Source organism: Vibrio syngnathi, from assembly GCF_002119525.1.
Lineage (GTDB): Bacteria > Pseudomonadota > Gammaproteobacteria > Enterobacterales > Vibrionaceae > Vibrio > Vibrio syngnathi.
Genome location: NZ_CP017916.1, coordinates 1898573 through 1925221, shown reverse-complemented (window position 1 = coordinate 1925221; position 26649 = coordinate 1898573). Strand labels below are relative to the sequence as shown.

17 protein-coding genes are annotated in these 26649 nt (G+C 45.1%); 12 read left to right on the top strand and 5 right to left on the bottom strand.

Features of this window, described 5'->3' with window-relative positions; genetic code table 11:
* Positions 1-10 precede the first annotated feature (10 nt).
* Complete coding sequence (gene radD, locus K08M4_RS08745; protein ID WP_086049607.1) at positions 11-1750, bottom strand: DNA repair helicase RadD; 1740 nt, start codon at positions 1748-1750, stop codon at positions 11-13.
* A 97-nt stretch (positions 1751-1847) separates the two neighbouring features.
* On the opposite strand from radD, the gene rsuA reads away from it, so the two are divergent.
* From rsuA to K08M4_RS08730, 3 genes are all read left to right on the top strand, one after another.
* Positions 1848-2543, top strand: coding sequence for a 16S rRNA pseudouridine(516) synthase RsuA (gene rsuA / locus K08M4_RS08740; protein ID WP_009847085.1), 696 nt, complete (start codon positions 1848-1850; stop codon positions 2541-2543).
* A 213-nt stretch (positions 2544-2756) separates the two neighbouring features.
* On the top strand, positions 2757-3974 hold the full coding sequence (locus K08M4_RS08735) for a Bcr/CflA family multidrug efflux MFS transporter (protein ID WP_086049606.1): 1218 nt from the start codon (positions 2757-2759) through the stop codon (positions 3972-3974).
* Positions 3974-4633, top strand: a complete 660-nt coding sequence (locus K08M4_RS08730) for a DUF2913 family protein (RefSeq protein WP_086049605.1) — start codon at positions 3974-3976, stop codon at positions 4631-4633. The genes K08M4_RS08735 and K08M4_RS08730 overlap by 1 nt, the downstream gene beginning before the upstream one ends.
* 127 nt (positions 4634-4760) lie before the next feature.
* Here K08M4_RS08730 and K08M4_RS08725 read toward each other — a convergent pair whose 3' ends face one another.
* Entirely contained in the window at positions 4761-6197 is a 1437-nt protein-coding gene (locus K08M4_RS08725) for a DUF2867 domain-containing protein (RefSeq protein ID WP_086049604.1), read from the bottom strand.
* A 98-nt stretch (positions 6198-6295) separates the two neighbouring features.
* Between K08M4_RS08725 and K08M4_RS08720 the strand changes: the two genes are divergently transcribed.
* The 5 genes from K08M4_RS08720 (at position 6296) to nhaA (ending at position 13474) form a co-directional block, all read left to right on the top strand.
* Positions 6296-7669, top strand: a complete 1374-nt coding sequence (locus K08M4_RS08720; RefSeq protein WP_086049603.1) for an MATE family efflux transporter — start codon at positions 6296-6298, stop codon at positions 7667-7669.
* 122 nt (positions 7670-7791) lie between these two features.
* Positions 7792-8463: an ABC transporter ATP-binding protein gene (locus tag K08M4_RS08715; protein WP_009847080.1), complete on the top strand. Its 672-nt coding sequence runs from the start codon at positions 7792-7794 to the stop codon at positions 8461-8463.
* Positions 8444-10897, top strand: coding sequence for an ABC transporter permease (locus K08M4_RS08710; protein WP_198299278.1), 2454 nt, complete (start codon positions 8444-8446; stop codon positions 10895-10897). The genes K08M4_RS08715 and K08M4_RS08710 overlap by 20 nt, the downstream gene beginning before the upstream one ends.
* Positions 10887-12035 (top strand): lipocalin-like domain-containing protein, encoded by a 1149-nt coding sequence (locus K08M4_RS08705; protein ID WP_086049601.1) that lies wholly within the window; start codon positions 10887-10889, stop codon positions 12033-12035. Before K08M4_RS08710 ends, K08M4_RS08705 begins: the two co-directional genes overlap by 11 nt.
* A gap of 275 nt (positions 12036-12310) precedes the next feature.
* A complete protein-coding gene (gene nhaA / locus K08M4_RS08700; protein ID WP_086049600.1) occupies positions 12311-13474 on the top strand; it encodes a Na+/H+ antiporter NhaA in 1164 nt (387 codons plus the stop codon).
* A gap of 366 nt (positions 13475-13840) precedes the next feature.
* On the opposite strand, the gene K08M4_RS08695 is transcribed toward nhaA, so the two are convergent.
* Both K08M4_RS08695 and K08M4_RS08690 read right to left on the bottom strand, forming a co-directional pair.
* Positions 13841-14452, bottom strand: a complete 612-nt coding sequence (locus K08M4_RS08695; protein WP_086049599.1) for an OmpA family protein — start codon at positions 14450-14452, stop codon at positions 13841-13843.
* Positions 14452-15759, bottom strand: a complete 1308-nt coding sequence (locus K08M4_RS08690) for a TolC family outer membrane protein (RefSeq protein ID WP_086049598.1) — start codon at positions 15757-15759, stop codon at positions 14452-14454. The genes K08M4_RS08695 and K08M4_RS08690 overlap by 1 nt, the downstream gene beginning before the upstream one ends.
* A 300-nt stretch (positions 15760-16059) precedes the next feature.
* Here K08M4_RS08690 and K08M4_RS08685 point away from each other — a divergent pair, with 300 nt between their 5' ends.
* The 4 genes from K08M4_RS08685 (at position 16060) to fabV (ending at position 24687) form a co-directional block, all read left to right on the top strand.
* The gene (locus tag K08M4_RS08685) at positions 16060-19869 is read left to right on the top strand and encodes a VCBS domain-containing protein (protein WP_086049597.1); all 3810 of its coding nucleotides are present in this window, start codon (positions 16060-16062) and stop codon (positions 19867-19869) included.
* Between the two features lie 438 nt (positions 19870-20307).
* On the top strand, positions 20308-20937 hold the full coding sequence (gene psrA / locus K08M4_RS08680; RefSeq protein ID WP_029222856.1) for a TetR family transcriptional repressor PsrA: 630 nt from the start codon (positions 20308-20310) through the stop codon (positions 20935-20937).
* Positions 20938-20992: 55 nt separating this feature from the next.
* Positions 20993-23275: an acyl-CoA dehydrogenase gene (locus tag K08M4_RS08675; protein WP_086049596.1), complete on the top strand. Its 2283-nt coding sequence runs from the start codon at positions 20993-20995 to the stop codon at positions 23273-23275.
* A gap of 209 nt (positions 23276-23484) precedes the next feature.
* The gene (fabV, locus tag K08M4_RS08670; protein ID WP_029223635.1) at positions 23485-24687 is read left to right on the top strand and encodes an enoyl-ACP reductase FabV; all 1203 of its coding nucleotides are present in this window, start codon (positions 23485-23487) and stop codon (positions 24685-24687) included.
* A 260-nt stretch (positions 24688-24947) separates the two neighbouring features.
* Here fabV and K08M4_RS08665 read toward each other — a convergent pair whose 3' ends face one another.
* Complete coding sequence (locus K08M4_RS08665; RefSeq protein WP_012604238.1) at positions 24948-26630, bottom strand: aspartate:alanine antiporter; 1683 nt, start codon at positions 26628-26630, stop codon at positions 24948-24950.
* Between the last annotated feature and the right edge of the window lie 19 nt (positions 26631-26649).

The following is a 26649-nucleotide window of genomic DNA, read 5'->3' as shown; positions in this document are numbered from 1 at the left end:
TATTTAGAGTCTATTGCTTCAGCTCGTCTTCGAATATCTTGTCTCTCATCTTCCAAAAACGCCCGACTTTACGCGCAATCACGAATTGAGGTGGGCGGAATCTATGTTGATGAGCAACCACTTTCGCTGGTGAGGCTTCCTCAAAAGGGCGGTGTCTGTCTGCAAGGTGAGGGCGAACAAACTGGTCTTTGAAGTTCTGCTTCTGCTTTTTGGTGGTTAGTGACCAAAACTCATGCACTTGCGCTTGGTTTTCACCACGGTAAGTGACTTTAAGTTGCGACTTACCTTTGTCGTCCTTGAGAACGTTAAGATCCATCTCTAAACATTCAAACACCAACGCATCTTTTAAGTTCAGCGCTTCCTTAAGCTTTTTATCTGGGTCAACTAAGGTGGCATCGCACTCGTGACAAATACGTGCGGCAATGTCGTTGTCAGCGCCGCATTCACCGCAATATTTAGCTCGGAAGCGATAATTACAGTGCTCGCGTTCGCCAGTGTCTTCATCGGTAAAGTAGCCTTGGCATTTACGGCCAAAGTGCTCTAGCAAGAAGCCATTGCTGTCTAGCTTGCCCCAGAAGTTATTGTTGAAGCCGCATGCAGGGCAGGGGATGGTGATGATTTCACTGTCTGAGTCGGGCTTAGGGTCGCCCACCTCAGGTTGGTAAAGATCGTAACTGTTGCCTGCATAGTCGAGCACCAAACACTCTTTTTTACCCGGGGATAGGCGTAAGCCACGGCCAACGATTTGTTGATACAAACTGATGGACTCTGTCGGGCGCAAAATCGCGATTAAATCCACATGCGGCGCATCAAAACCTGTGGTTAATACCGATACGTTAACCAAGAATTTGATTTTACGTTCTTTGAAGTCACTGATGATTTGGTCACGTTCGAGAGTTGGTGTGTCGCCGATTACGATTGACGATTCACCTTCTGGCAGTAAGCCAAGGATCTCTTGTGCGTGTCTAACAGTGGCAGCAAATACCATGATCCCTAACTTGTCTTTGGCCAGCTCAATGATTTGGTCGACAATTTGTGGCGTGGCGCGTTTCGATTGTTCGATCACCATATCGAGCTCTGCTTCTTTATAGCGACCAGTGCTTGCTGGTTTTAACTGAGAGAAGTCATAACTCAAAACCGGAGCATCAATCAAGCGTGCTGGCGTAAGAAAGCCTTCGTCGAGCAAGTAGCGAATCGGCAACTCGAAAATACAATCTCTAAAAAACCTAGGTTCTTCAGATCGTACTTGGCCACGCGTGTGATATTGATAAAGCCACCCCATACCAAGACGATAAGGGGTCGCGGTTAGCCCAAGCACCTTGATGCCGGAATTATTCTCTCGTAAGTGAGTGATCACTTTTTGGTAGCTACTGGTCTTTTCATCGGGAACACGGTGGCATTCGTCGATAACCAGTAATGAAAATTGGTTAGAGAATGAATCGAGGTTACGAACCACAGATTGAACCGAAGCGAACACTACTTGTTGGTCTGTCTCTTTTCGTCCTAAACCCGCAGAGAAAATTGAGCCTTTTAACCCGTAACCTTCATACTTTTCATGGTTTTGTTCGACCAATTCTTTAACGTGAGCAAGCACCAGCACTCGACCTTTCGCAAGCCTTGCTAGTTCTGCAATTACAAGACTTTTCCCTGCGCCTGTAGGCAGCACAAGAACCGCGGGTGTTTGGTGTTTTCTGAAGTAATGAATCACTGATTTTACTGAGTCAGCTTGGTACGGGCGGAGTGTATACATATTGAGTCTTGTATGGTGAAAAACAAATAGTGTGAAATAGCTCAACTAATTGAGCAAAGGTGACTATAATACCCGACTTAGATTAGTTGAGGTATTCATGCGTTTAGATAAATTTCTGTGCGATGCATTAGGCGTCACTCGAAGAGAAGCAACACACTTATTAAAATCCAAGGCAGTGACAGTTAACGATGTCATCCAAAAAAGCGGCTCACTCAAGGTAACTGAAGAGTGCGTTGTGGAATGGCAAGGCAATGAACTGAATGTTCACGGCCCACGTTACATCATGCTTTATAAGCCAGAAGGCTTTGTTTGTTCGCATGAAGATGGTTCAAATCGCACTGCGTTTGAATTACTCGATGAAATCAAAATGGACAAGCTGCACTTTGCAGGTCGTTTAGATGTTGATACGACGGGTCTTGTCTTAATGACAGACGACGGTAAGTGGTCTCACCGCATCACATCGCCAAAGCACAAGTGCGAGAAGATGTACCGAGTGTGGTTGGTTGAACCTGTTGAAGACGATTACGTTGAAAAGTTCAAAGAGGGCATCCAGCTTAAGAGCGAAGACGGCCTAACACTTCCAGCACACCTTGAAGTACGTGCAGAGCGTGAAGTGTTGCTAACGATTCACGAAGGCAAATACCACCAAGTAAAACGCATGTTTGCAGCACTTGGTAACAAGGTAGAAGCACTGCACCGTGAACGTATTGGTGAAATCGAGATGGACGAGTCTTTAGAGTTGGGTGAATACCGTTACCTAACACAAGAAGAAGTAGACTCTATCTGGAAGTAATCTTTTCTACCATAGATGTGGCCGACCAAGGATAGCGTCGGCTGATTATTTTGACTGGTACTAGGACAGTTTCAGCCATTATTACTATATGTTCATGTATGTGTGCGCATATTCGTGTATCACTGCGCATATTCGTGTATTGCTATGTGTATATTCGGATATTGCTGCGTGCATGCTCTGCTCACATAGAACTTAGTACTTAGTCGGAGAGTTATGCAAACGTCTACCTCACAGACCCCAAGCTCACAACCACAAACGCCTCAGTTAGGTTGGATGCTATTTTTGGTTTTGGGCGCTATTGGTGCTTTGACACCACTCGCCATCGATATGTACCTACCTGCAATGCCAACGATCGCCAAAGATCTTGGTGTGACAGCAGGGGAAGTGCAAATCACACTTACCGCGTACACCGCAGGTTTCGCTTTAGGTCAGTTGTTACATGGTCCGTTAGCCGACAGTTATGGTCGCAAGCCAGTTCTACTGATTGGTGTGCTCTTCTTTGCGATAGCGTCTGTCGTGAGTGCGACGACTCATGGTATTGAAGCGTTAACGTTAGTTCGTACGGCTCAAGGTTTTGCAGGTGCTGCCGCAGCGGTTATTATCCAAGCGGTTGTGCGCGATATGTTCGACCGTGAAGATTTCGCAAGAACCATGTCGTTCGTTACCTTAGTGATGACGGTTGCGCCATTAATTGCCCCTATGATTGGCGGCTATTTGGCATTGTGGTTCGGCTGGCGTTCAATCTTTTGGGTGTTAGCTATTTTTGCAGTGATTGTGATTCTCGCGGTGATAATCAAAATCCCTGAAACTCTGCCTGTTGAAAATCGTCAACCATTACGCTTTAAAACCACGATTCGTAATTACGCTCGTTTATGTAAAAACTCGACCGCTATGGGCCTAATTTTCTCGGGTGCGTTCTCGTTCTCTGGGATGTTTGCATTCTTAACCGCAGGCTCTTTTGTCTACATTGATGTCTATGGAGTACGTCCTGACCTGTTTGGTTACCTGTTTGGTCTGAACATCGTTGCGATGATTCTGATGACGACAATTAATGGTCGAATTGTTAAGAAGGTTGGCTCTCATACCATGCTGAGAGCCGCGCTGGTCATTCAATTACTGGCTGGTTTAGGCTTACTTGTCGGGTGGGCGTTGGACTTAGGACTTTGGGGTATTGTGCCGTTTGTGATGCTATTTATTGGCACCATTTCTACTATCGGCAGTAACTCTATGGGTCTATTGCTCAGTGGTTATCCAAACATGGCCGGCACGGCTTCATCGCTTGCGGGAACATTAAGATTTGGTACTGGTTCTGTCGTTGGGGCTATCGTTGCGATGCTGCCAAGTGACAGTGCTGGGTCTATGGCTATGGTAATGGCTGCGTGTGCTGTAATGTCAGCATTACTATATTGGACATTAGGAAAGAAGGCATAATGTCAAAATACTATATTGAAATTCAGAAGTTAGTGAATGACGCATTAGGCGAGCTTTACGCTCTGCACAAAGCAGGCAAAGCGATTGATGCGCCTATTGCGAACAACCTTTATTTAGTTCGTTGGGTAACGAAAGCGATTAAGGCTCAAGCTTATGATCGTGTGATTGTTCCTGATTTGGTGCGATGGCAGAAACAAGGCCGTTCAAAGGGCAACAACTCTGATTTAACTTTTACCTTTAAACGTATTTCTGCGTTCTACGGACGTTTTTTCCCTGAAGGCGAAGAGCCTAAAGCGCTAAAAGACAGTGATGTTGAAGCGTTCATGGACAAAATGTACGAGATGGGTTGGAGCGTTTCGAGTGAAGATGAGCTAACGACTGGCGGAAAAATTCAGTTCTTTACTGATGGTGAGCACTCTTTTGCACTTTGTGGGAAACAGTGTGATGACTCGTTTGACGGTGAGCTAATGGTTAAGCCAATGAACTGGTTTGTTCGTGGTAACCACGCAGAGTTCATTCAAGCGGCGATGGAAGCGGGTTTCATGCTTCACAAAGTCACTGACTACAAGTCAGCGGTGAAGTACCACGGTGAATACATCGTTTATCCTGCTAACCAAGGCAACCAGCTGGCTGAGATCCCAATTAGTGTTATTGGCTAATCTCGTGACGACTGAAATTGTAAAGACCGCCTAAATGGCGGTCTTTTTCTAACTAGAAGGTGTGAAGGAGAGTCTTATCTTTAGCTCTTAATCTCTTCGCATCTCGTACCCGAATCTCAAATCTGTTTTAATCCTTCACCTGCTCTTTAGCTTGCTTCTCAATCGCCTTCACCATGCCTTTAAAGATAAACAGGTGAGCTGGCATCATCGCAAACCAATACAGTAACCCTAGAAATCCCTTTGGATGCCACCAAGCTGAAATGTTCAGTTTACGAGAATCACCGTGGTCAGATACGGTAATTTCGAGTCTCCCCAAACCGGGGCCTTTCATACCGAAAAGCAGAGATAGAAACTGATTCTCTTCACAGCGAATAACCTTCCAAGAATCAATTTTGTCACCGACTTTTAGGTTAGGGCCTTCTGGCATTTGTCGAACAGGTACACCACCGCCAAAGATAAGATCTAACCATTCGCGTGTGCGCCATAAAGCGTTAGCGAAGAAGTAACCCTGTTTTGGGCTTCCTATCTGCTGTGCAACATGCCAGAGGGAATCTAAGGATGCGCTTGAGGTGATACTTGCCCCTGTTTTCTTCGGGTAATAGCCATACCCAGCTTGCCAGCGCTTGAAGGCGGTTTTGTCAAAGCCCCAAACATTACTTTTTACGAAGTTGCCTTCAGAATGAATCGCTTGCTCAACCATGTTTTCGAATGAGATAAGTTTCTGAGGGTACTTTTCTCTAATGATGGTCGAACTGGCAATAAAGTCATGCTTTAAGCCCGCGAGAAGCGCTCTGCCTATGTTGGACGGAACAGAAGTCACCACGCCCAACCAATAAGACGCCATTGAAGGTGTGAGAAGTGATGTCGCCCAGAGCCTGAGTGGACGATCGGCTGTTTTGGCAATGTGAGCAAATTGATTTCGATAAGAGACAATATCTGGCCCGCCAACCTCGAAGGTTTGGCTTTCGCTAGGCGTGTCTTGTGCGAGTTTTAGTAGATAGTGGTTCAGGTTCTGCAAGGCAATAGGGTTGGCTTTAGAGTCGACCCATTTTGGCGCAATCATAATAGGCAAGTTGTAGACGAAGTCTCGCATGATCTCGAACGCTGCAGAGCCAGGGCCAATGATGACGCCTGCTTGAAGTTCGGTTACCGGTACGGGTCCTTTACGAAGCAGTTGTCCGGTTTGTTTCCTCGCTTGAAGGTGCTCTGAATCACCTGTTTGGGGCTGAAGCGAACTGAGGTAGATGACGTGTTGGTTTTTTGGCCCAAGAGCCGAAACAAAGTTACGAGCTAGGTTCAATTCGTAGTCAATAAAATCGTGGCCTTCAGCCATTCCATGCACGAGAAAGAAAATAAGGTCAAAGTCAGGGACGAGCGCTTGAGTCGCAGCTTGATCGGCAAGATCAAGATACACGAGCGATAGGTTATCGTGAGGCTCGGTTCGTGCTTTTAAATAGTCGATATGCCTTGCTGCTGCGGTGACTTGATAGTCTTGTTCAAGCAGGAGAGGGAGGAGCTGCGAACCAACATATCCAGAAGCGCCTAAAACCAGTACTTTCTTCATTGTTACTCCATTTATCTCTGTGGTTAAAAACCGAACATTGATATAATAGCGCGATATTTATCTTTATTCATCAATACGTTCCGTTTAGGTCTCTCTATATGTTGCTCTCTTCAATTATTCATCACACTCGAGGTGATTTTGTTCGTAGGCTTATTGCGATTGCTTTGCCTATTACTTTGCAGAGCATTATGTTTTCAAGCCGAGGCTTAGTGGATGTGTTGATGTTAGGTCAGCTTGGTGAAGCGGATATTGCGGCTGTGGGTGTTGCGAGCCGTGCGATGTTTGTGACGACCATTATGCTGGTGGGTGTCACCACGGGGGGTGCACTTCTTACTGCTCAATATTGGGGCGCAGGTAACAAACAAGGTGTGCGAGAAAGTACCGCGCTTACATGGTTGGTTTCGACACTATTTGCGTTACTAACCATTGTTTTCTTCGTTTCATTTCCCGCACAAATCATGGGTGTGACGACTGACTCCCAAGAAGTGATCAACCTTGGTGTTGAATACATTGTTATCACCTCGTTTAGCATGCTAGCTGTATCGTGCGTCAGCAGTATGGCGGTAGGTTTGAGAGCGATGCATAAACCTGGGTTAAGCACTTTCTTCAGCGGTATCGGCATTCTGTCTAATGTGTTCTTAAACTGGGTGCTGATCTTCGGTAACTTGGGCTTTCCATCGCTTGGAATCAAAGGCGCAGCGATTGCGACAGTGTTGAGTGGTGCCATTGAAGTGGCGACCTTATATGGCTACCTCTATTTATCTAAACACCTATTAGCTTTTAAACTTTGTGATATCAAAGCGGCTGCAACTGTTGAGAAAGTCGTTCGCTTCTTGAAGTTGTCTTTGCCAACCACGTTTAACTTCTTAGCGTGGGCGGGTGGCTTGTTTACTTACCACGCGATCATGGGACAATCGGGTGTTCAAGGTTTGGCTGCGCTTTCAGTCATGACGCCGGTTGAATCTATCTCATTGAGTTTATTGATTGGCCTTTCGAATGCGGCAGCGGTTCTGGTGGGTAACCAACTTGGCGCGAAGAACAATGAAGCGGTTTACTATCAAGCACTAGGTTTAACGATTTTGTGTTTTTTGACCAGTATCGTGGTCGCTATTTTCCTTTACTTCGTACAAACGCCAATACTGAACGCCTTTAGCGCTTTGACAGAAGAAACCCGAGCACTTTCAGAGAAGTTCATTCTGATTCTCAGCGTGGGTATTGTTATTCGCTCGGTACCGATGACTGTGATAGTTGGTGTGTTGAGAGCGGGTGGTGATGTGAAGTTCTGCCTCTATCAAGACTTGATTGCCCAATGGGTGATCGGTATTCCGCTCGCCGCGATTGCCGCTATCTATCTGAAGTTTCCACCCGAGTGGATATATCTACTTTTCCTCACTGAAGAAGTGCTGAAGTGGGGTGGGTCGCTCTATCGCATGAAAACAAGAAAATGGATTAAAAATTTGATAGGAAATTGAAGTAGAGCGGATCAACCCCAACACTTTATCGTTGGTGTGTGATCTATCTTTCAAAATACTTCCTCCTAACAGGGAATTAGTGTAGATTCTCATTCCAAATTCTAATTAATGTGAGCTGTTTAATGTTAAAGCTGTCAGACCTGTGTAAAGGCTATGTCGATGGGGGGGAGTTTCACCCTGTTTTGCAAGGTGCTGAATTAACATTAAACCAAGGCGATCAGCTGGCATTAATGGGAGAAAGTGGCTCTGGTAAGAGTACTTTACTGAATCTTATCGCGGGTTTAGACCTCGCCGATTCAGGTGAAATCGCTTTCCCTCACTTCGATATGCACGACTCGACCGAGCGTGATCGCACTGCTTATCGTAGAAACAATATCGGTCATATCTTTCAGCAATTCAATTTACTGCCGACGCTTAACATTGCCGACAACATCCGTTTTTGCCGCCAGTTAAAAGGTTTACCTGAAGATAAGGGACTCTGGAGGCAGATTCTTTCTGCTTTAGACCTTATGCCTTTGCTTGGACGTTATCCTGAAGAAGCGTCTGGTGGCCAGCAACAACGTGCAGCGATTGCTCGTGCCTTGTATATGGAACCGAAAATCTTGTTGGCTGATGAACCAACGGGAAGCCTAGATGAGCGTAATGCCGAAGCGGTAATGCGTTTGCTAACCTCTTTGGCCCGCCAATTAGAATGTACCTTGTTGTTGGTGACTCACAGTGAGAAAGTTGCATTGCATATGGATGGCAGAATTCGCCTACAAGGAGGGCAACTGCATGTTATGGCCCGTAGTTAAAGCGCTACTTGGTCACTATCGACGTTACCCACTTCAGATTATCTTGGTATGGCTTGGTTTAACCCTTGGCGTATCACTTTTGGTTGGTGTGACCGCTATCAACCAACACGCCAAGCAAAGTTATACGCATGGCGAAAAACTGTTTTCGAATCCTCTTCCTTACCGTATTCGACCAAAACATAACGCCAATAAAATCCCGCAAGGTTTTTACATTCAGCTTCGCCGTGAAGGCTTTCAGCAGTGCTCTCCTTTTGACCACCATAGTATCACTGATGAAAACGGCGCAAACTTCATGCTTATCGGCATAGACCCTGTTTCTATGCTCCAGCTTCAGCCAGGTGCTGCCTTAAAAGAACTCACCACGTTAGATCTCATGAAACCGCCATATCCGATCCTTGTGAGTGATGATCTTGCTGAACATATGGAATGGAAAGATGGGGACTACATTCCTCTGATGGATGGTTCTGAGCTTGGCCCTGTGGTAGTGGACCAAAACAATCTGATTAATGGTACAAGGTTGATTGCAGATATCTCCTTGCTCCGAATGCTTAAGCGCAGTGCTGGGCTTTCTGTGATTGCGTGTTCAGATATGTCACCGGAGAAGTTTGAGCGTCTTAAAAACATGTTGCCCAATGGTTTGACGATCTCGCGCAGCTCTAAAGCTGAGCTTGAGTCATTGACTAGCGCTTTCCACTTAAATCTAAAAGCGATGGGCATGCTGTCGTTTGTCGTTGGCTTGTTTATTTTCTATCAAGCGATGTCGCTGTCTTTCATTCAGCGCCAACCACTCGTTGGAATCTTGAGACAAACGGGCGTGTCCGGTTGGCAACTGGCTAAAGCGCTTTGCTTAGAGTTATTGTTGTTGGTTCTACTGAGCTGGATCTGCGGCAATGTATTCGGTGTCATGTTGGCAAACCAACTGTTACCGGCCGTTTCTTCGAGTTTAGGTGATCTTTACGATGCGAATGTGGGCTTAACCTTGAGCTGGAGTTGGCGTTGGAGTGGTTATAGCTTATTAATGGCGTTGCTTGGTGCTTTCCTTGCGTGTGCATGGCCATTGGTTCGTTTGCTTAGGTCGCAACCGATTCGTTTGTCATCTCGTTTATCTTTGATGCGTTTTGCTGGTACTGAGTTTACTTGGCAAGCATTGATTGGTTGTGGTTTTTTGGTTGCAGCTGTCGCTGTGTATCAAGCCCCACAAACGCAAGAGTCTGGTTTTGCGATTATTGCCCTGATGCTCGTTAGTGTAGCTTTGTTTACGCCTTTCTTGATGTGGAAGCTGTTTAACAGCTTGTCATATTCGTTGCGTTGGGTTCGTGCTCGTTGGTTCTTTGCGGATGCCGCTTCAAGCATGAGTTACCGTGGTGTGGCGACAATGGCGTTCATGTTAGCGTTAACAGCGAATATTGGTGTAGAAACCATGGTGGGTAGCTTTAGGGATACCACCGATAAATGGCTAACACAGCGTTTGGCTGCAGACCTTTACATCTACCCAACCAACAACGCCGCTGCACGTATGAGTAATTGGCTGTCAGAACAGCCTGAAGTCGATTCAGTTTGGTGGCGTTGGGAGAAAGATGTCGTTTCCCCTGCCGGAAGTACCCAGGTGGTGAGTACTGGTTCTTCTGAAGGTGAATTAGAAGCGCTGACGATCAAGTTAGGAATTCCGAATTACTGGTATCACCTGCATCATTCGAAAGGTGTATTGATCAGTGAATCGATGTCTCTCAAGTTAGGGATTCGCCCTGGCGACTATATAGACCTTTATGACAGTCTTGGCTCTGGTTGGCAGGTTGTCGGTGTTTATTACGATTATGGCAACCCTTACCATCAAGTCATGATGTCACATCGAAACTGGCTATCTGGGTTTGCCGGACGCGGAAATGTCGGTCTAGGCGTCATACTCAAAGATGATGTCAATTCGGTAGGACTTCGAAGTCGATTGGAAAGCGTATTCAGGCTTGGATCTGAGCGTATTTTTGATAATAACAATATTCACAGTCAGGCGATGAGAGTGTTTGATAGAACATTCGCGATAGCTGATACATTGGGTAACATCACTTTGGTCATCGCTGTCTTCGGCATCTTTTTCGCGACGGTTGCGGGTGAAGTGTCTCGACAAAGGCATATTTCATTGCAACGTTGCTTAGGGGTGTCGGCAAAAGAGCTGATCTTTACAGGCAGCTTGCAGTTGTTTGTGTTCGGACTTATCTCTTCCCTGATTGCTATCCCGCTCGGATTGGCGTTAGCCAGCTTGATCGTCGACATTGTTATCAAGCAGTCTTTTGGGTGGTCACTCGAGTTACAAGTGATTCCTTGGGACTATTTGCAGACATTTGCGTGGGCGATGGCAGCATTGATGTTAGCTGGTGCATTGCCAGTGATGAGAATGATTCGGAACACACCGATGAAATCACTCAGGGATGCGCTTTAATATGCTTCAACGAAATGGCTCAAAAAAACTCAGACACCGACTTGTCTCTGCTCTATTACTGATTGGCTTCTTTGGCATCATTTTAGGTGTATGGGCGTACTATTCCTATTTTGTCGATGTTGGTGATAAGGGCGAGAATGAGATTAACTCAGTACTTGTCAGCGAACACTTCAATGTGTTTGAACCTGTATTGCCAGACCGAGGCGTTTCGTTGCCTCGTGATTTCCAGTTCCACCCAGAATTCCAGCATGAGTGGTGGCATTATTTTGCGTCTCTAAAAGGGGATGATGGGAAAAAGTACTCGGTACAGTGGAGCTTCTTTCGTATAGCAACTGACGAGAGAGAAACTCGGGGGTGGCAAAGCCCACAGGCTTATATTTCAAATGTTGTGATTTCGTCTGAATCTAAGGTTTGGAAAGAGCAGCGTTTGGCGCGTGGCGGCATTGGACAGGCGGGTATGACCAGTCATCCATTTAGAATTTGGATCGATAATTGGAATTGGCGTGCACTGGGTAACACCCCGTTTCCAGGTCGCCTTCAAGTACAAACCGATACGTTTGGCCTTGAACTCGACACTATTTCGAAAGGGCCATACGTACTCAACGGCGATAACGGCTATCAGAAAAAGCACGATTTATTGCCTGTCGCGTCTTATAACTTCAGCGCTCCGTTTTTATCTTTGAGCGGGGTTTTGAACCTCGACGGTGTAGCGAAAGAAGTCGAGGGTACTGCGTGGGTGCACAAAGAGTGGGGCAGTGGTTTACTCGGAGTGGGTCAGCAGGGCTGGGATTGGTTCGTGTTTAATCTCGATGACGGTACAGCGCTGAGCATTAATCGCTATCGCCATAATCAACAATTGCCTTATGTCTTTGGAACATTGGCAACTCGTTCTGGCAAAGTATATCAGTTAACGGACTCCGATATTTCTATCAAGCCTTTACAGAATACGACGCTACTGAATGGTAGAAGAATGCCGCTCCAATGGATTATTAACGTGCCACAACACGATATCAACCTCACAACGCGTATCAAACGTAGGGAAATGTGGTTGCCTTTTGTCATACCCTATTGGGAAGGGCCAATTATGGCGAGCGGAAGCCATGAAGCAACAGGCTTTATGCAGTTAACAGGCTACTAGAAAACACCTAAGGCTATCATTTGATAGCCTTTTTTTATGTTTGATATTCCGACAACCCTCGAATTATTTGTGCATACAGCCTTGGTGAACTCATCTATACTTAATTCATGGTGCATAACAACATTATGGAATATACGACGTATTGTTTAGTATTTGTAGGAAAAACCGAAGTTAAACATCTGAAGAAGTGATTATCTATCGATAAAGCTTGGATATACACTCTGGGTTATTCTTTGTTATTCGTTTATTTAAATAATAAATATAAGGGCGAAATCATGACCGACGTCATCCGTGACTTCTTTAAATTGGAATCTGCTGGCGGCATCATACTAGTCATCGCTGCGGCGATCGCAATGTTTGTAGCAAACTCACCATTGAACGAAATGTACCAAGGGGTACTGCACAGCTACGTTCTAGGTATGTCTGTGTCTCACTGGATTAACGATGGCTTAATGGCTGTCTTCTTCCTTCTAATTGGCTTAGAAGTTAAGCGCGAACTTTTAGAAGGCGCATTAAAGTCTAAAGAGACAGCAATCTTCCCAGCTATCGCAGCTGTCGGCGGTATGCTAGCTCCTGCACTTATTTACGTGCTATTCAATTCAAGCAACCCTGAAGCGCTTCAAGGTTGGGCTATCCCAGCAGCAACTGATATCGCATTCGCATTGGGTATCATGGCTCTTCTTGGTAACCGTGTACCGGTAAGCCTGAAGGTATTCCTACTAGCGTTGGCAATTATCGATGACCTAGGTGTTGTTGTTATCATTGCACTGTTCTATTCAGGCGACCTATCAACGCTTGCACTTACGGTTGGTTTCATCGCAACGGGTGTGCTTTTCATGCTAAACAACAAGCATGTGACTAAACTGAGCGTTTATCTTATTGTTGGTGCAATTCTGTGGTTCGCAGTATTGAAGTCAGGTGTTCACGCAACATTGGCTGGTGTAGTCATTGGTTTTGCTATCCCACTGAAAGGCAATAAAGGAGAGCGTTCTCCACTGAAACATCTAGAACATGCTCTGCACCCATACGTCGCTTTTGCAATTTTGCCAATCTTCGCATTTGCAAACGCAGGTATCTCACTAGAAGGCATCTCACTTTCAAACCTTACAGGCATGCTACCGCTTGGTATTGCTATGGGTCTATTGATTGGTAAGCCACTGGGTATCTTCCTATTCAGCTGGGGCGCTGTGAAAATGGGCGTAGCTAAGCTTCCTGAAGGTGTGAACTTCATGAACATCTTCGCGGTATCTGTGTTGTGTGGTATTGGCTTTACGATGTCTATCTTTATTTCATCGCTAGCATTTGGACCAACGAACGCAGAGTTTGATACGCTTGCTCGATTAGGTATCCTGATGGGATCGACAACAGCTGCAATTCTGGGTTACATCCTGCTACGTATTTCTCTACCGAGTACGAAGCAACAAGAAGTAAAACTATAATCAGTAACGGGCTCGCTTAAACTAGCCAGCCCAATAATGAACAACAAGAATTGATCATATGAGTTACTACTGAGGCTCATGTGATGACAAAGAACAAAAAGCCGTGATGGGTAACCCTATCACGGCTTTATTGGTCTTGAAGCTTAAGTGTATGTGTAATATACCAATCGTAGTAAATAACTGGTCACCCTAGCTTGCTAAAACGCTCGATAACTGCGTTAGAATTTTTGATTGTAGAATAACTATTTATCGAAAAATTCTGCCTTGTTCTCAAGCCTTTTCCCTACGCTAATTTTGATCACTTACTTACTGTGATTGGTATAAAATAACTTACTTTACACCTTACATCTCAGTGACAATGTCACGCTACTTTTCTAGTGTGGTAAAAATGGTCCACTCTTCCACGATCTGTTCACTTAACCCAACTACAGTCGCGGTTACCTTACGGTTCAGTGCGTGTGAAGTAGGGTCGTCACCATCGTTTTCTAAGCGTTCTTCACCATAGCCAACAATTCTCACGCGCTCCGGTTCTATACCATTCGAAAGTAACTCGTCTTGCACATTGTTTGCTCGTTTCTTTGACAAGTCCAAGTTGTACTCGTTGGAACCCACTTTACTGGCATACCCTTGAATCTCAATCGACGCACTTTTGTAGTTTTCAAGAAATTCTGCCATGGTGCTGATTTGGCTAGAAAATATTGGGTTCACTTCAAATGAATCATGAGCGAAGAGAATTTTTAGCTGTCGGACTTCTTCCGCACGAATTGTTTCACCGCACCCGTCGTTGTCGACTTGTGATGTTTCTGGTGTACCAGGGCAGGTATCTCGCGCGTTTACGACACCATCTTTATCATCGTCTTGTAGATCGGCAATTTGTTCAGCTTCAGGCGTCTCGATGTAGGTTTCTCGCTGCTGATTGGAGCAAGCAAATAACGTCATCGTTAATACGGGAAGTAATAAGTAAGGTATTTTCATCATTAATACTCCACGGCCGTTGTCCACTCTTCTGGTATATCAACCAGCAGAGCATTCAATAAAGAACCGGTTGCGTTCATCACTCGGTATTTAGCGTACTGCTCCGAATAATGGGCATCTAGATAGTCTTTACGGGCTTCAAATAGCTCGTTTTCAGTGTTGAGCAGGTCAAGCAGAGTACGTTTACCTATTCGGTATTGTTTTTCATAGGCGATAACGGTTTCTGAAGCTGAATCAACATGGTCGGACAAAAAGTTTTTCTGTTGCAGTGTGAGATCTAAGGAGCTCCATGAGAGACGAAGTCCTTCTTCGACTTGGCGATAAGCTCTATCTCTAAGATCTTTCGCTTTATTGAGTTGGTAAGCAGAAGCTTCTGAATTCGCGCTGTCTGTACCACCGTTATACAAGTTATACCGCATTCTCAGCATTGCCAGTGTTTCTTGACTCGAACCTTCATCGCCTCCTGCATCATCACGCCATGACTGAGATGCTTCTATAGAGAATGTAGGGTAGTTTACGCCTTTTGACTGTTTGTATTGAAAATGTGCTGCGTCGACATCAGCGGCCGCTATTTTGATTACAGGGTGTTTATCCAAAGCATCAACTAGGGCATCTGACAATGACAACGGAATCCAAGATATGTCGGCTCTTGGGTAAATCAGACCTAGTGGTTCTTGTCCGACGACTCTTCGAAATTGAGTATGTGTATCGATCAAATTATTCTGGGCAGCGAGTAAGTTACCGTGAGCTTTTGCAATCCTAGCTTCTACTTGCGAAACGTCTGCGGTAGAACCTATGCCTGAACTCGCTCGTTTTTTTATGTCTTTATAGATTTTCTTGTGTATCGCAAGGTTACTTTCTGACAGCGCCAGTACCTCAGTCGCTTTTACTGCGTCGAGATATATTTGTGTTACCTCCAGTGCTTTGTCTTCGGCATCTGCTATCAATTGCAAGCGAACCGACTCGGCCTCTGCAGCGGTACGGTCAATATCGTTCAGAGTCGAGGAACCATCCCACAGCAATTGAGTGAGGGAAATCGTTGCTTCCTTTCTTGTTAGATCCGTGTCTGGACCGTTATTGGGTGCAGGGTTTATACCTTCGTAACCAATACCGGCATCAAGGTCGATACTGGGCCTGTATGCCCCACCAGAGGCGTCATTACGTTTTTTAACGCTTACATATTCGTTAAAGATGCTTTTTATCTCTGGATTCGTTGCCAAGGTAATAGCCACAGACTGCTCCAGAGTTTGAGCGTTGAGTGGTGTTGCAGCAACTAAGCAACACATTATGGATAATTTAAACAATTTCAAAGTAGCTCTCCTTCTACTTTCAATGCCTCATCCGTTTCCCAACCTACGTTTACCGTTGAATTGAGTGAATGGTATTAAACGAAGCTTAGGACATTTGCAAAAAAATGCGAAGTTTGTAGGTTTTTTTTGAATGTAAGTCGCTATTGCCATTGACTAATTTAAAAAGCATCACATTTCCATACTTTTAGTGAGTTGATTATCAATAGTGTCACTACTAAATTTATTGTAGGAAATAGCCACAGCGCAAAGTGGGATTGGATCCGCGTTTGGTGTGTTCTGGGCAGAAGTGGGAATATGGATATGGGAAGTATCAACCTAAATATACTAGGTCTTGCGAACGGGGTTGTAGTGCTGGACGCTCAAGGCCAGGTTAGACGTTTGCCTCCGGGCGAGCAACCAGCTGCTAGCGACGTCGTTGTCACTATCGAAACAAGTGAAGAGAGCGTGCCAAATGTTTCGGCACGGTTTGTCGATGACCGAGGCCAGCTAAACTTGCTAGACACTGATGATGCTATTGTTCAAGTTCAGCGTGCTATTGAAGAAGGATTTGATCCAACAGAATTGGGTGATGAGTTCGATACCGCCGCTGGTGAGCAAGGCTCAAGTCTAACCAACAGTGGTAGAATTGAACGTACAGGGGCTGAAACTCTAGCTTCCACGAACTTTGAAACTGACGGGCTTGAATCTCAAGGATTATCCGATACGCAAAGTATTGCTCTTTTCGATATCATTGCGCTTGCGCTTATTTCAGGTGAAACCAACGTTATTGAGTTTGAGCAGGATGAACCTGTTGAAACTGGGGGCGCTTTAACCAGCGACGATCCGGACGTTACCTTTATCGCCAAAGAGGCGGAAGGTGAGAATGGGTTTGGGTCTTTTGTCGTTAATGAAGATGGTACTTGGTCATTCGTAGCTAACAGTCCATTTGATGAACTTGCTGATGGCGAGCAAATTCAAGATACGACGACAGTGCAAACCTCCGACGGTGGCGAACAAGTCATCACAGTCACCATCATTGGTACTGATGATGCGGCAGTCGCTACCGATGACTCGGGCAGTGTGACTGAGGACATTAATGTAGATGACATCACCAATCAATTAGTGACATCTGGTCAGATCGTAATTACAGATGTAGACAGCGACACTCCTACCTTTTCAGCTGACGGTGAGTTTAACCTCGTAGGTTCAACAAACGAATCACAGCTAGGCGTATTGAGCATCGACCCTGATGGTGCTTGGACTTACGTAGTTAACAACGACGATGTTCAGTACTTGGATGACGATGAATTCGTTACTGAGGTTTATACCGTGACAGCCAGTGACGGTACCACTAGCGAAGTGACTATCACTATTAACGGTGCCGATGACCCATCTGATATAACTGTTGGTGAAGGTGATTCAGACACAGGAGAAGTGACTGAGGATGTGGATGTTGATCAAGAGAGCAACAACTTAGCGACGTCAGGTACGCTAACCATCACCGATGTTGACGCTAACGATGTCGCGGCTTTTCAATCTAGCGGAACGTTTAATCCTGAAGGTTCGACCAATGATACTGCGTTGGGTATGTTGACTATTACCGACGATGGCGAATGGACTTACGTCGTCGACAACGATGATGTGCAATATCTCGATGACGATGAATTTGTCACCGAGGTTTACACGGTGACTGCGATTGATGGGACCACAAGTGAAGTGACCATCACCATCAATGGTGCCGATGATCCATCCGAAATCACGGTCGGAGAAGGTGATTCCGACATGGGACAAGTCACAGAAGATGTCGATGTAAACCCTGAAACCGACCAGCTCACGACATCTGGTACGTTGACGATCACTGATGTTGACGCTAATGATGTCGCGGCTTTTCAACCTAACGGAACGTTTAATCCTGAAGGTTCGACCAATGATACTGCGTTGGGTATGTTGACCATTACCGACGATGGTGAATGGACTTATGTCGTAGACAACGACGATGTGCAGTATCTCGATGACGATGAATTTGTCACCGAGGTTTACACGGTGACTGCGATTGACGGAACCACCAGCGAAGTGACCATCACCATCAACGGTGCTGATGACCCATCTGAGATTACGGTTGGTCAAGGTGACAATGATATGGGTGAGGTGACGGAGGATGTTGAGGTTGATCCTGAGAGTAACGACTTGATGGCGACGGGAACACTGACGATTACCGATGTTGATGCTAACGATGTCGCGGCTTTTCAACCTAACGGAACGTTTAATCCTGAAGGTTCGACCAATGATACTGCGTTGGGTATGTTGACCATTACCGACGATGGCGAATGGACTTACGTCGTCGACAACGATGATGTGCAATATCTCGATGACGATGAATTTGTCACCGAGGTTTACACGGTTACTGCGATTGACGGAACCACAAGTGAAGTAACCATCACCATCAATGGTGCCGATGACCCATCTGAGATTACTGTTGGGGAAGGTGACTCTGACGTGGGAGAAGTGACAGAGGACGTCGATGTCAATGAAGATACCAACGAACTCTCGGTGTCTGGTACTTTAACGATTACTGACGTCGACACGAGTGACATGCCTGCATTTAAACCTAATGGCGTGTTTACTCCTGTCGGATCTACTTATGCACTTGCACTAGGAATGTTAACGATTACTCCTGAAGGGGCATGGAGTTATGTCGTTGATAACGATGCGGTTCAATACTTGAACGATGACGACACGGTTATTGAGCGATATGTCGTCACCGCCATCGATGGTGTAGAGCATGTTATCGAGATAACAATCAATGGTGTCAATGACGCACCTGAAGCGACCAGCTTTACGGTCGTTAATGATGAGGACGCGATTATACCTATCCTCTTCGATTCTGAAGATGGCGGCATGCCAGATTACATCTCAGATATAGAAGATGATCATGATGACATTCCACTTAATATTCGGATAGAAAGTTTGCCAACCAACGGCAGCCTTTTGTATACCGATGAAAATGGCGTCACGAGAGAAATTGTGCAGTCTGACGTCGACAACGGTGTGTTGTTTGTCCCAAATAATATCAGCTTCGTTGCCGGGCCAGGAGAAATGTTTGAAATGGGCTTCAGTGGTGACCCTGACGATATGCCAGAGCTCGTTGATGGTTTCTATAATTGGGGCGTCGCGGTGTCGCCAACCGAGAGACTTATTACCCTAGATAACGGCAATACGATTACGGTTACGATTGAAGACAACAATAATAAACCTTTGAAACAGTATCAAGGTGAACAGTCTCATGTCGGTTTTGGTATTGGTGATACCGATGGTAGAGGTATGAACAAACAGGAGACCTTAGTCCTCGATTTTACGAATAATCCATTAGGGGTCGTTGATTTTGGTCTAGATGGTTTGGGTGGTTCATTTAACACCAATAGTAATGTTTATGTTGAAGTACTCTATACCTTTGCTGATGGTACAACGCATACAGAGCAGTATCAGAAAGACCCAGGAGACACCGGAAATAGCCAACTTCTTTATGATTTTAGTTATTCATCACCAGATAATCCGATCGTTGGAATGGAGTTGTCATCGACAGGGGGCAGTTGGGAGTTACGCTATGTCCAAGGTAACGAGGCGGTAACTGAAGACCCGCAGTTTGATTATGTCGCGGTCGACTTTAATGGCGCAGAAAGCACGGTAGAGACGGTCACCATAGATATCGAAGAACCGCAGCAATATAACGTTATTAGTGCAGCGAGTAATGAACCTTTGTATGCCGAGTCAGGCAACGATCTTCTGATTGGAGATAGCGGAGACAACATCTTCACTTGGCTAGACTCTACGCTCGACAATGGGACCGATATCATTAAAGACTTTGAGCTTTATACGGAGGGCGCCAGTGATCTGATTGACCTCAATGATCTACTTGAAGACCCACAAGATGAAACTCAAATGACCGAGCTGCTTGGCATGATTGAAGTGTCTGTTGATGGAGACGATATAGCACTATCGATTCCAATCAATGGCGGCAGTGATACTCAAACCATAGTGGTTGAAGGTATTGCAACGGAAATGGGAGCTTCGGTTGATCTCGGCAATGATCTTTCGGTGCTAGCCGAGTTAATCAAAAATGATGCTGCCTAGTAGGATCGTGAAATGCTTTGAACTTTGATGTAATGAAAGCCTTCGGTTTCGAGGGCTTTTTTGTGTCTACTATTAACCTAAAAAAATACCGTGATCTTAGACAAAAAAAAGCCCAAACCAACGCGGTTTGGGCGGATACAAGTATAGGAGTTAATAAGGAAAATGCAGTAATTAAGAAAACAGTGAGAAACAAGTTTGACGGCCTGTTAAACATCTAAATACTCTGTTTTCTACTTAATTTATGACCCTCGATTGCCATTTCAGTTCCCCAAAAATTCATTAATTTTCTCTTTTTAATTAAACGCGTCTCTATTCAATCGCTTAGAACGTAATGCTTATAACTGGTACGACCAATTTGTGAAAATGTGATGTTGCTTGCTTGTTAAATAAATGTTCTAAGCGTATATTTCAAACAGTTGTTTAATACGAGTGATTGAAATGGCACCAAGAAGTACAACCAAAGACAAAATCTTAGATGTGGCTGAAGGCTTATTTGCTGAGCACGGTTTTAATGACACCTCTTTACGCACCATTACGAGTAAAGCCAATGTCAATCTTGCTTCAGTGAACTACCACTTTGGCGATAAGAAGACTCTGGTTCGTGCGGTACTCAATCGTTACTTAGAAGCATTTATGCCTGCACTGCAAGACGCTTTAGTGAACTTAAATTTGAACGAAACGTATTCTATGAGTGACGTGTTTGAGTCTCTGAGACAGCCGCTAAGAGCACTGAATGATGTAAGGCCAAATGGTACGAGTCGATTTATGTTACTCATCGGTCGAGGTTATACGGATGTGCAAGGTCACTTGCGTTGGTTCATTACCACTCGCTACAGCGAAGTACTGACTCTGTTTACCAGCTCAGTAATGAAAGCCAACCCGAATCTCACTCAAGAACAGTTATTTTGGCGATTGCACTTCACCCTAGGGACTTGTGTATTCACCATGGCATCTAGCCAGGCTCTGATAGAAATTGCAGAGAATGACTATGACAGAAAGATAGATGCTAAGGCAGTGGTCGATATTCTCATTCCATATTTGGCCGCTGGCATGTCAGCAAAAGAATAAAACAATAAAAAGCAAAATATTCACAAACAATATAGTGAACAAAAGGATCTGAACTATGAGCTCTCTAAGACAAAAATGGGTAAGTGACCCAGCTTTTAAACTCTTTAAAAAAGTACTACCACCACTATCTAGCACCGAGAAAGAAGCGATGGAAGCGGGTAGCGTGTGGTGGGACGGAGAGCTGTTTTCTGGTAAACCAGATTTCACTAAGCTTCACCAGTACCCAAAACCTCAGCTCACAGCAGAAGAGCAATCGTTCATGGATAATGAACTTGAAACTTTGCTCGCTATGCTTGATGACCACAAAATTGTGAAAGAAGACCGAGACCTTCCAGAGGAAGTTTGGAACTTCTTACGCAAAGAGCGTTTCTTCTCGCTAATTATCGCGAAAGGGTACGGTGGTCGTGAATTTTCAGCACACGCCAACTCTACAATCGTAACCAAGATAGCGACTCGTAGTATCAGTACTGCGGTTTCGGTAATGGTTCCAAACTCTCTTGGTCCGGGCGAGCTACTGTCTCACTACGGTACTCAAGATCAAAAAGACTACTGGCTACCACGTCTTGCTGACGGTACAGATATCCCTTGTTTCGCACTAACAGGCCCTGAAGCGGGTTCTGATGCGGGTGGTATCCCTGATGTCGGCACTGTGTGTATGGGCATGCACGAAGGTAAAGAGACACTAGGTATCAAACTTAACTGGAACAAGCGTTACATTACGCTAGCACCAGTAGCAACGGTACTTGGTTTGGCTTTCAAACTGCACGATCCAGAAAAGCTACTGGGTGACAAAGAAGACATTGGTATCACTTGTGCGCTTATCCCGGCAGACCACGAAGGTGTTGTGATTGGTGAGCGTCATGATCCACTTGGTCTTGCGTTTATGAATGGTCCAACACGCGGTCACGATGTATTTATTCCTATGGAATGGCTAATCGGTGGCGCAGATTACGCAGGTAAAGGCTGGCGTATGCTGGTGGAATGTCTGTCTGCAGGTCGTGGTATCTCATTACCCGCACTGGGCACGGCGATGGGCCACCTAACAGCGAAAACGACCGGCGCATACGCTTATGTTCGTAAGCAATTCGGTATGTCGATTGGTAAATTTGAAGGTGTTGCAGAGAGCTTAGGCCGTATTGGTGGTTTAACGTATCTATTAGAAGCGACTCGTACACTGACAACCACTTCACTTGATATGAAAGAGAAGCCGGGTATCGTAACGGCTATCGCGAAGTATCACATGACAGAGATGGCTCGTACTATTCTGAATGACTCAATGGATATCCATTCAGGTCGTGCAATTCAAGATGGCCCAATGAACTACTTGGCTGCACCTTACCTAGGTATTCCAGTAGCTATCACAGTAGAAGGTGCGAACATCCTAACTCGTAACCTGATGATCTTCGGTCAAGGTGCGACACGTTGTCACCCATACGTATTGAGCGAAATGGAAGCGGCAGCGAACCCAGACGAGAAGCAAGGTGCAAAAGACTTTGATAGCTTGTTGTTCAAGCACATCTCACACGCAACTAAAAACACCTTCGGTGCTTTTGGTGCGGCACTAACAGGCTCTAAGTTCATTAAAGCCGACATGAGCGGCCCAACAAAACCTTACTACCAAGACCTGACTCGTTTAAGCCGTGCGCTTGCAGTCAGTGCGGATTTCGCAATGCTGACGCTAGGTGGCGAACTGAAACGTAAAGAGCTTATCTCTGCACGTTTGGGTGATGGTCTAAGTTACCTATATATGGCATCTGCTGCACTTAAAAAGTATGAAGACGAAGGTCGTCAACAAGCTGACTTAGACTACGTACACTACGCAGTTCAGCACTGTTTCCACAACGCGGCTAAGTCGTTACAAGAAGCGTACCGTAACTTCCCGAACAAGATGGTTGGTAAAGTACTTAAAGGTCTAGTTTTCCCTGTTGGTAACCACTTCGAAAAACCGAGTGATAACCTAACAGTTCAACTAGCAGAGAGTTTGATGACTCCAGGTGCACACCGTGAACGTCTGACTCACCTTTGTTACATTGGCAAAGAGGAAGATGATAGTGTTGGCCTTATGGAGAATGCTTTCAATGCGATGTATAGCATTAAACCTTTGGAGCGTAAGATCTTCAACGCAGTGAAAGAGGGCAAAGTGGCTCGTAAAGGCTTGCTGGCGGATAAATTGGCTCAAGCACTTGCTGCTGATGTTCTGACACAAGAAGAAGTCGACCAAATTGTTGCTGCTGATAAACTACGCTACACAGCGATTCAAGTTGACCACTTCAGTCATGACTTTAGTGAAACTTTGACGCGAAAAGAGTTAAAACCTAAGCTAAATAGCGTTGCTTAGATAAAGAAATGATAAAAGGCACCTAATCAGGTGCCTTTTTTGTTTTTGTCGTAGAAGTCTCAATAGAAGCGTTAACAAATGGCGACTTAGTCAGCAAATATCAGTTGAGTGCTCCAACCACTTGCATTTTCACCACATTTTTACAGAAATTAGATGCCATTTGCGCACGAAACTCTTATCCTTAACCTGATTTTTTAAGGAAGTTGAATATGATCATCAAACCTCGAATTCGCGGATTCATCTGTACTACAACACATCCAGTCGGTTGTGAAGCTAATGTAAAAGAACAAATTGCTTACACAAAAGCTCAAGGCCCAATCGCAAACGCACCTAAACGTGTACTAGTTGTTGGCTCTTCAAGTGGCTACGGCTTGTCTTCACGTATTGCGGCAGCATTTGGTGGCGGCGCTTCTACTATCGGTGTTTTCTTCGAGAAAGCCGGTACTGAGAAAAAAACTGGCACAGCTGGTTTCTACAACTCAGCAGCGTTCGACAAGCTAGCTAAAGAAGAAGGCCTGTATTCAAAAAGCCTTAACGGCGATGCTTTCTCTAACGAAGCAAAACAGAAAACAATTGACCTGATCAAAGAAGATCTAGGTCAGATCGATATGGTTGTGTACTCACTGGCGTCTCCAGTGCGTAAAATGCCAGAGACTGGCGAAGTAATTCGTTCAGCTCTTAAGCCTATCGGCGAAACGTACACATCTACAGCGGTAGATACAAACAAAGATGCGATCATTGAAGCAAGCGTTGAGCCTGCTACTGAAGAAGAGATCAAAGACACTGTTACTGTAATGGGCGGTGAAGATTGGGAACTTTGGATCAACGCACTTTCTGAAGCGGGTGTTCTAGCTGACGGTTGTAAGACTGTTGCTTACAGCTACATCGGTACTGAGCTAACGTGGCCAATCTACTGGGATGGCGCGCTAGGTAAAGCTAAGATGGATCTAGATCGTGCAGCATCAGCGCTAAACGAAAAACTAGGCCAAACTGGCGGTACTGCAAACGTTGCTGTTCTTAAGTCTGTTGTTACTCAAGCAAGTTCTGCGATTCCTGTTATGCCTCTTTACATCGCTATGGTGTTCAAGAAGATGCGTGAAGAAGGTATTCACGAAGGTTGTATGGAACAGATCTTCCGTATGTTCAGCCAACGTCTATACAAAGAAGATGGTAGCGCAGCAGAAGTTGACGAAGTGAACCGTCTACGTCTAGACGACCTAGAACTTCGTGACGACATTCAAGAGCATTGTCGTAACCTATGGCCTCAAATCACAACTGAAAACCTGAAAGAACTGACTGACTACGTTGAGTACAAAGAAGAGTTCTTGAAGCTGTTCGGTTTCGGTGTTGAAGGCGTTGATTACGAAGCTGACGTTAACCCAGCTGTTGAATTTGATGTAGCTGATATCTAATTCAAACAATCGAATAAAAACGAAATAGGCGCTCACTGAGCGCCTATTTTTTTGTCTGTCGTTTGAGGGAAGAGATTAAAAGCAGACATGGAAAAATAAAAGCAGATGCGGGATACGAGTCACGAGATGCGAAGAGATTTAAAGAGCAGACTTTGGATGCGTTAAAAGCTGAGGAGAAGTAATAAAAAATGCACTAACCCAAAGATGAATTAGTGCATTTGAAATATCTAAGCTTGGCTGTTTTTTTAAGCAAGCAGGCGCTAACTAATAATGATGATGAAAGTACCTGCTAAGGTCATCAATATATTGGCTATCGCGTACGTACCCGCGTAACCCAGAGCAGGGATAGTTGAGCGAGCGTGGTCATTTACGATGTCCATCGCCGGAGCACAGGTTCGTGCGCCAATGATGGCTCCAAAAAGAAGAGCTCGGTTCATCTTCAGTGCGTAAGCGCCAACTAGGTAGGCGAAGAATACCGGCAGTACACTCACGATAAGTGCTATCCCGATAACTTGCGGACCCACTTGGGTCAAATGCTCAAATATCTTACCACCGGCGCTCAAGCCGATACCGACCATAAAGAACATCAAACCGAGATCTTTGACCATATTCAACGCTCCTTGAGGAACGTAACCGAAGGTAGGGTGGTTCGCTCGTAAGAAGCCAAGCATGATGCCCGATAGAAGAAGACCAACTGCATTACCTAAACCAAATGAGACTTGGCCAAATGTCATGGTGATCAAACCAAACAAAATCCCCAGAATGAAGAAGCTACAGAAAGCCGTCAAATCGGCCATTTGGCTGTGAATCGAGATGAAACCAATTTTTTCAGCAAGGCCGTGAACACGGCTCTTTTCACCACTGACTTGTAGTACATCACCTTTAGAAAGTACGATGTTTAAGTCCATCGGCATTTCAATTTGAGCTCTTACTACGCGGTTAAGGAAACAGCCGTATTCGGATAAGTTTAAGTCAGATAAACGCTTACCCGCGATGTTGTCACTTTTAACGACGATCTCTTCTTCAACGATTCGTAGGTCGAGAAGGTTACGGTCAAAAACTTCTTTGCCGTTTCGGAAACTTGGGTCAAGACGAGCGTGGCTGTCAGGGAAGCCAACTAATGCGATTTCATCGCCTTCTTGCAGAATGGCATCGCCATCAGGGTGGGCAAGAATACCATTACGTCGAATCCGCTCGATGTAGCAACCAGTTTGGCGATAGATGCCAAGCTCACGAAGGTTCTTGCCATCAGTCCAGGTAATTAGCTCTGGTCCTACGCGGTAAGCTCGGATAATGGGTAAGTAAACCTTACGCTGACCAGAGGTGCCTAAGCCGCGCTCTTGAGCTATTTGTTCTGCTGAATCGTGTAGGTTTACTTTCTGGAGCTTTGGAATAAGGCGGGCAAACATAATCATACTGATTAAGCCGACTAAATAAGCCATCGCGTAACCTACAGAGAGGTTTTCTATAACCAGACCCAGGTCCATGTTTCTTGGTACTTCAGCTAAACCTGAATTGAGTGCATCTTGCGCACCAACTAATATTGGTGTTGCAGTTAGTGCTCCCGCCATCATGCCGGCGGAAAGTCCGAAACCAAGACCTAAATATTCGCTGCAAAAATAAGTAAGGGCAATGGCAGTAGAAAGTACAACGAGGCTAAGAATGAGGTAATGCTTACCGTCTCTGAAGAATATACCGAAGAAGTTGGGGCCAGCTTCAATACCTACACAGTAAATGAAGAGCATGAAACCAATCGTGAGAGCGTCGGCGTTAAAGGAAAAACCAAGATGTCCCATGATAAGAGAAGTAATCAGAACACCGATTGAATTTCCAAGTTGGAGGCTACCGAAACGAATTTTACCAATGGCGAGACCAATAGATAACACAACAAAGATGAGAAGAATGGGATTTTGTTTTAACAGCAAGACAACGTCGATATTCACAGTGATTGCTCAATAATTA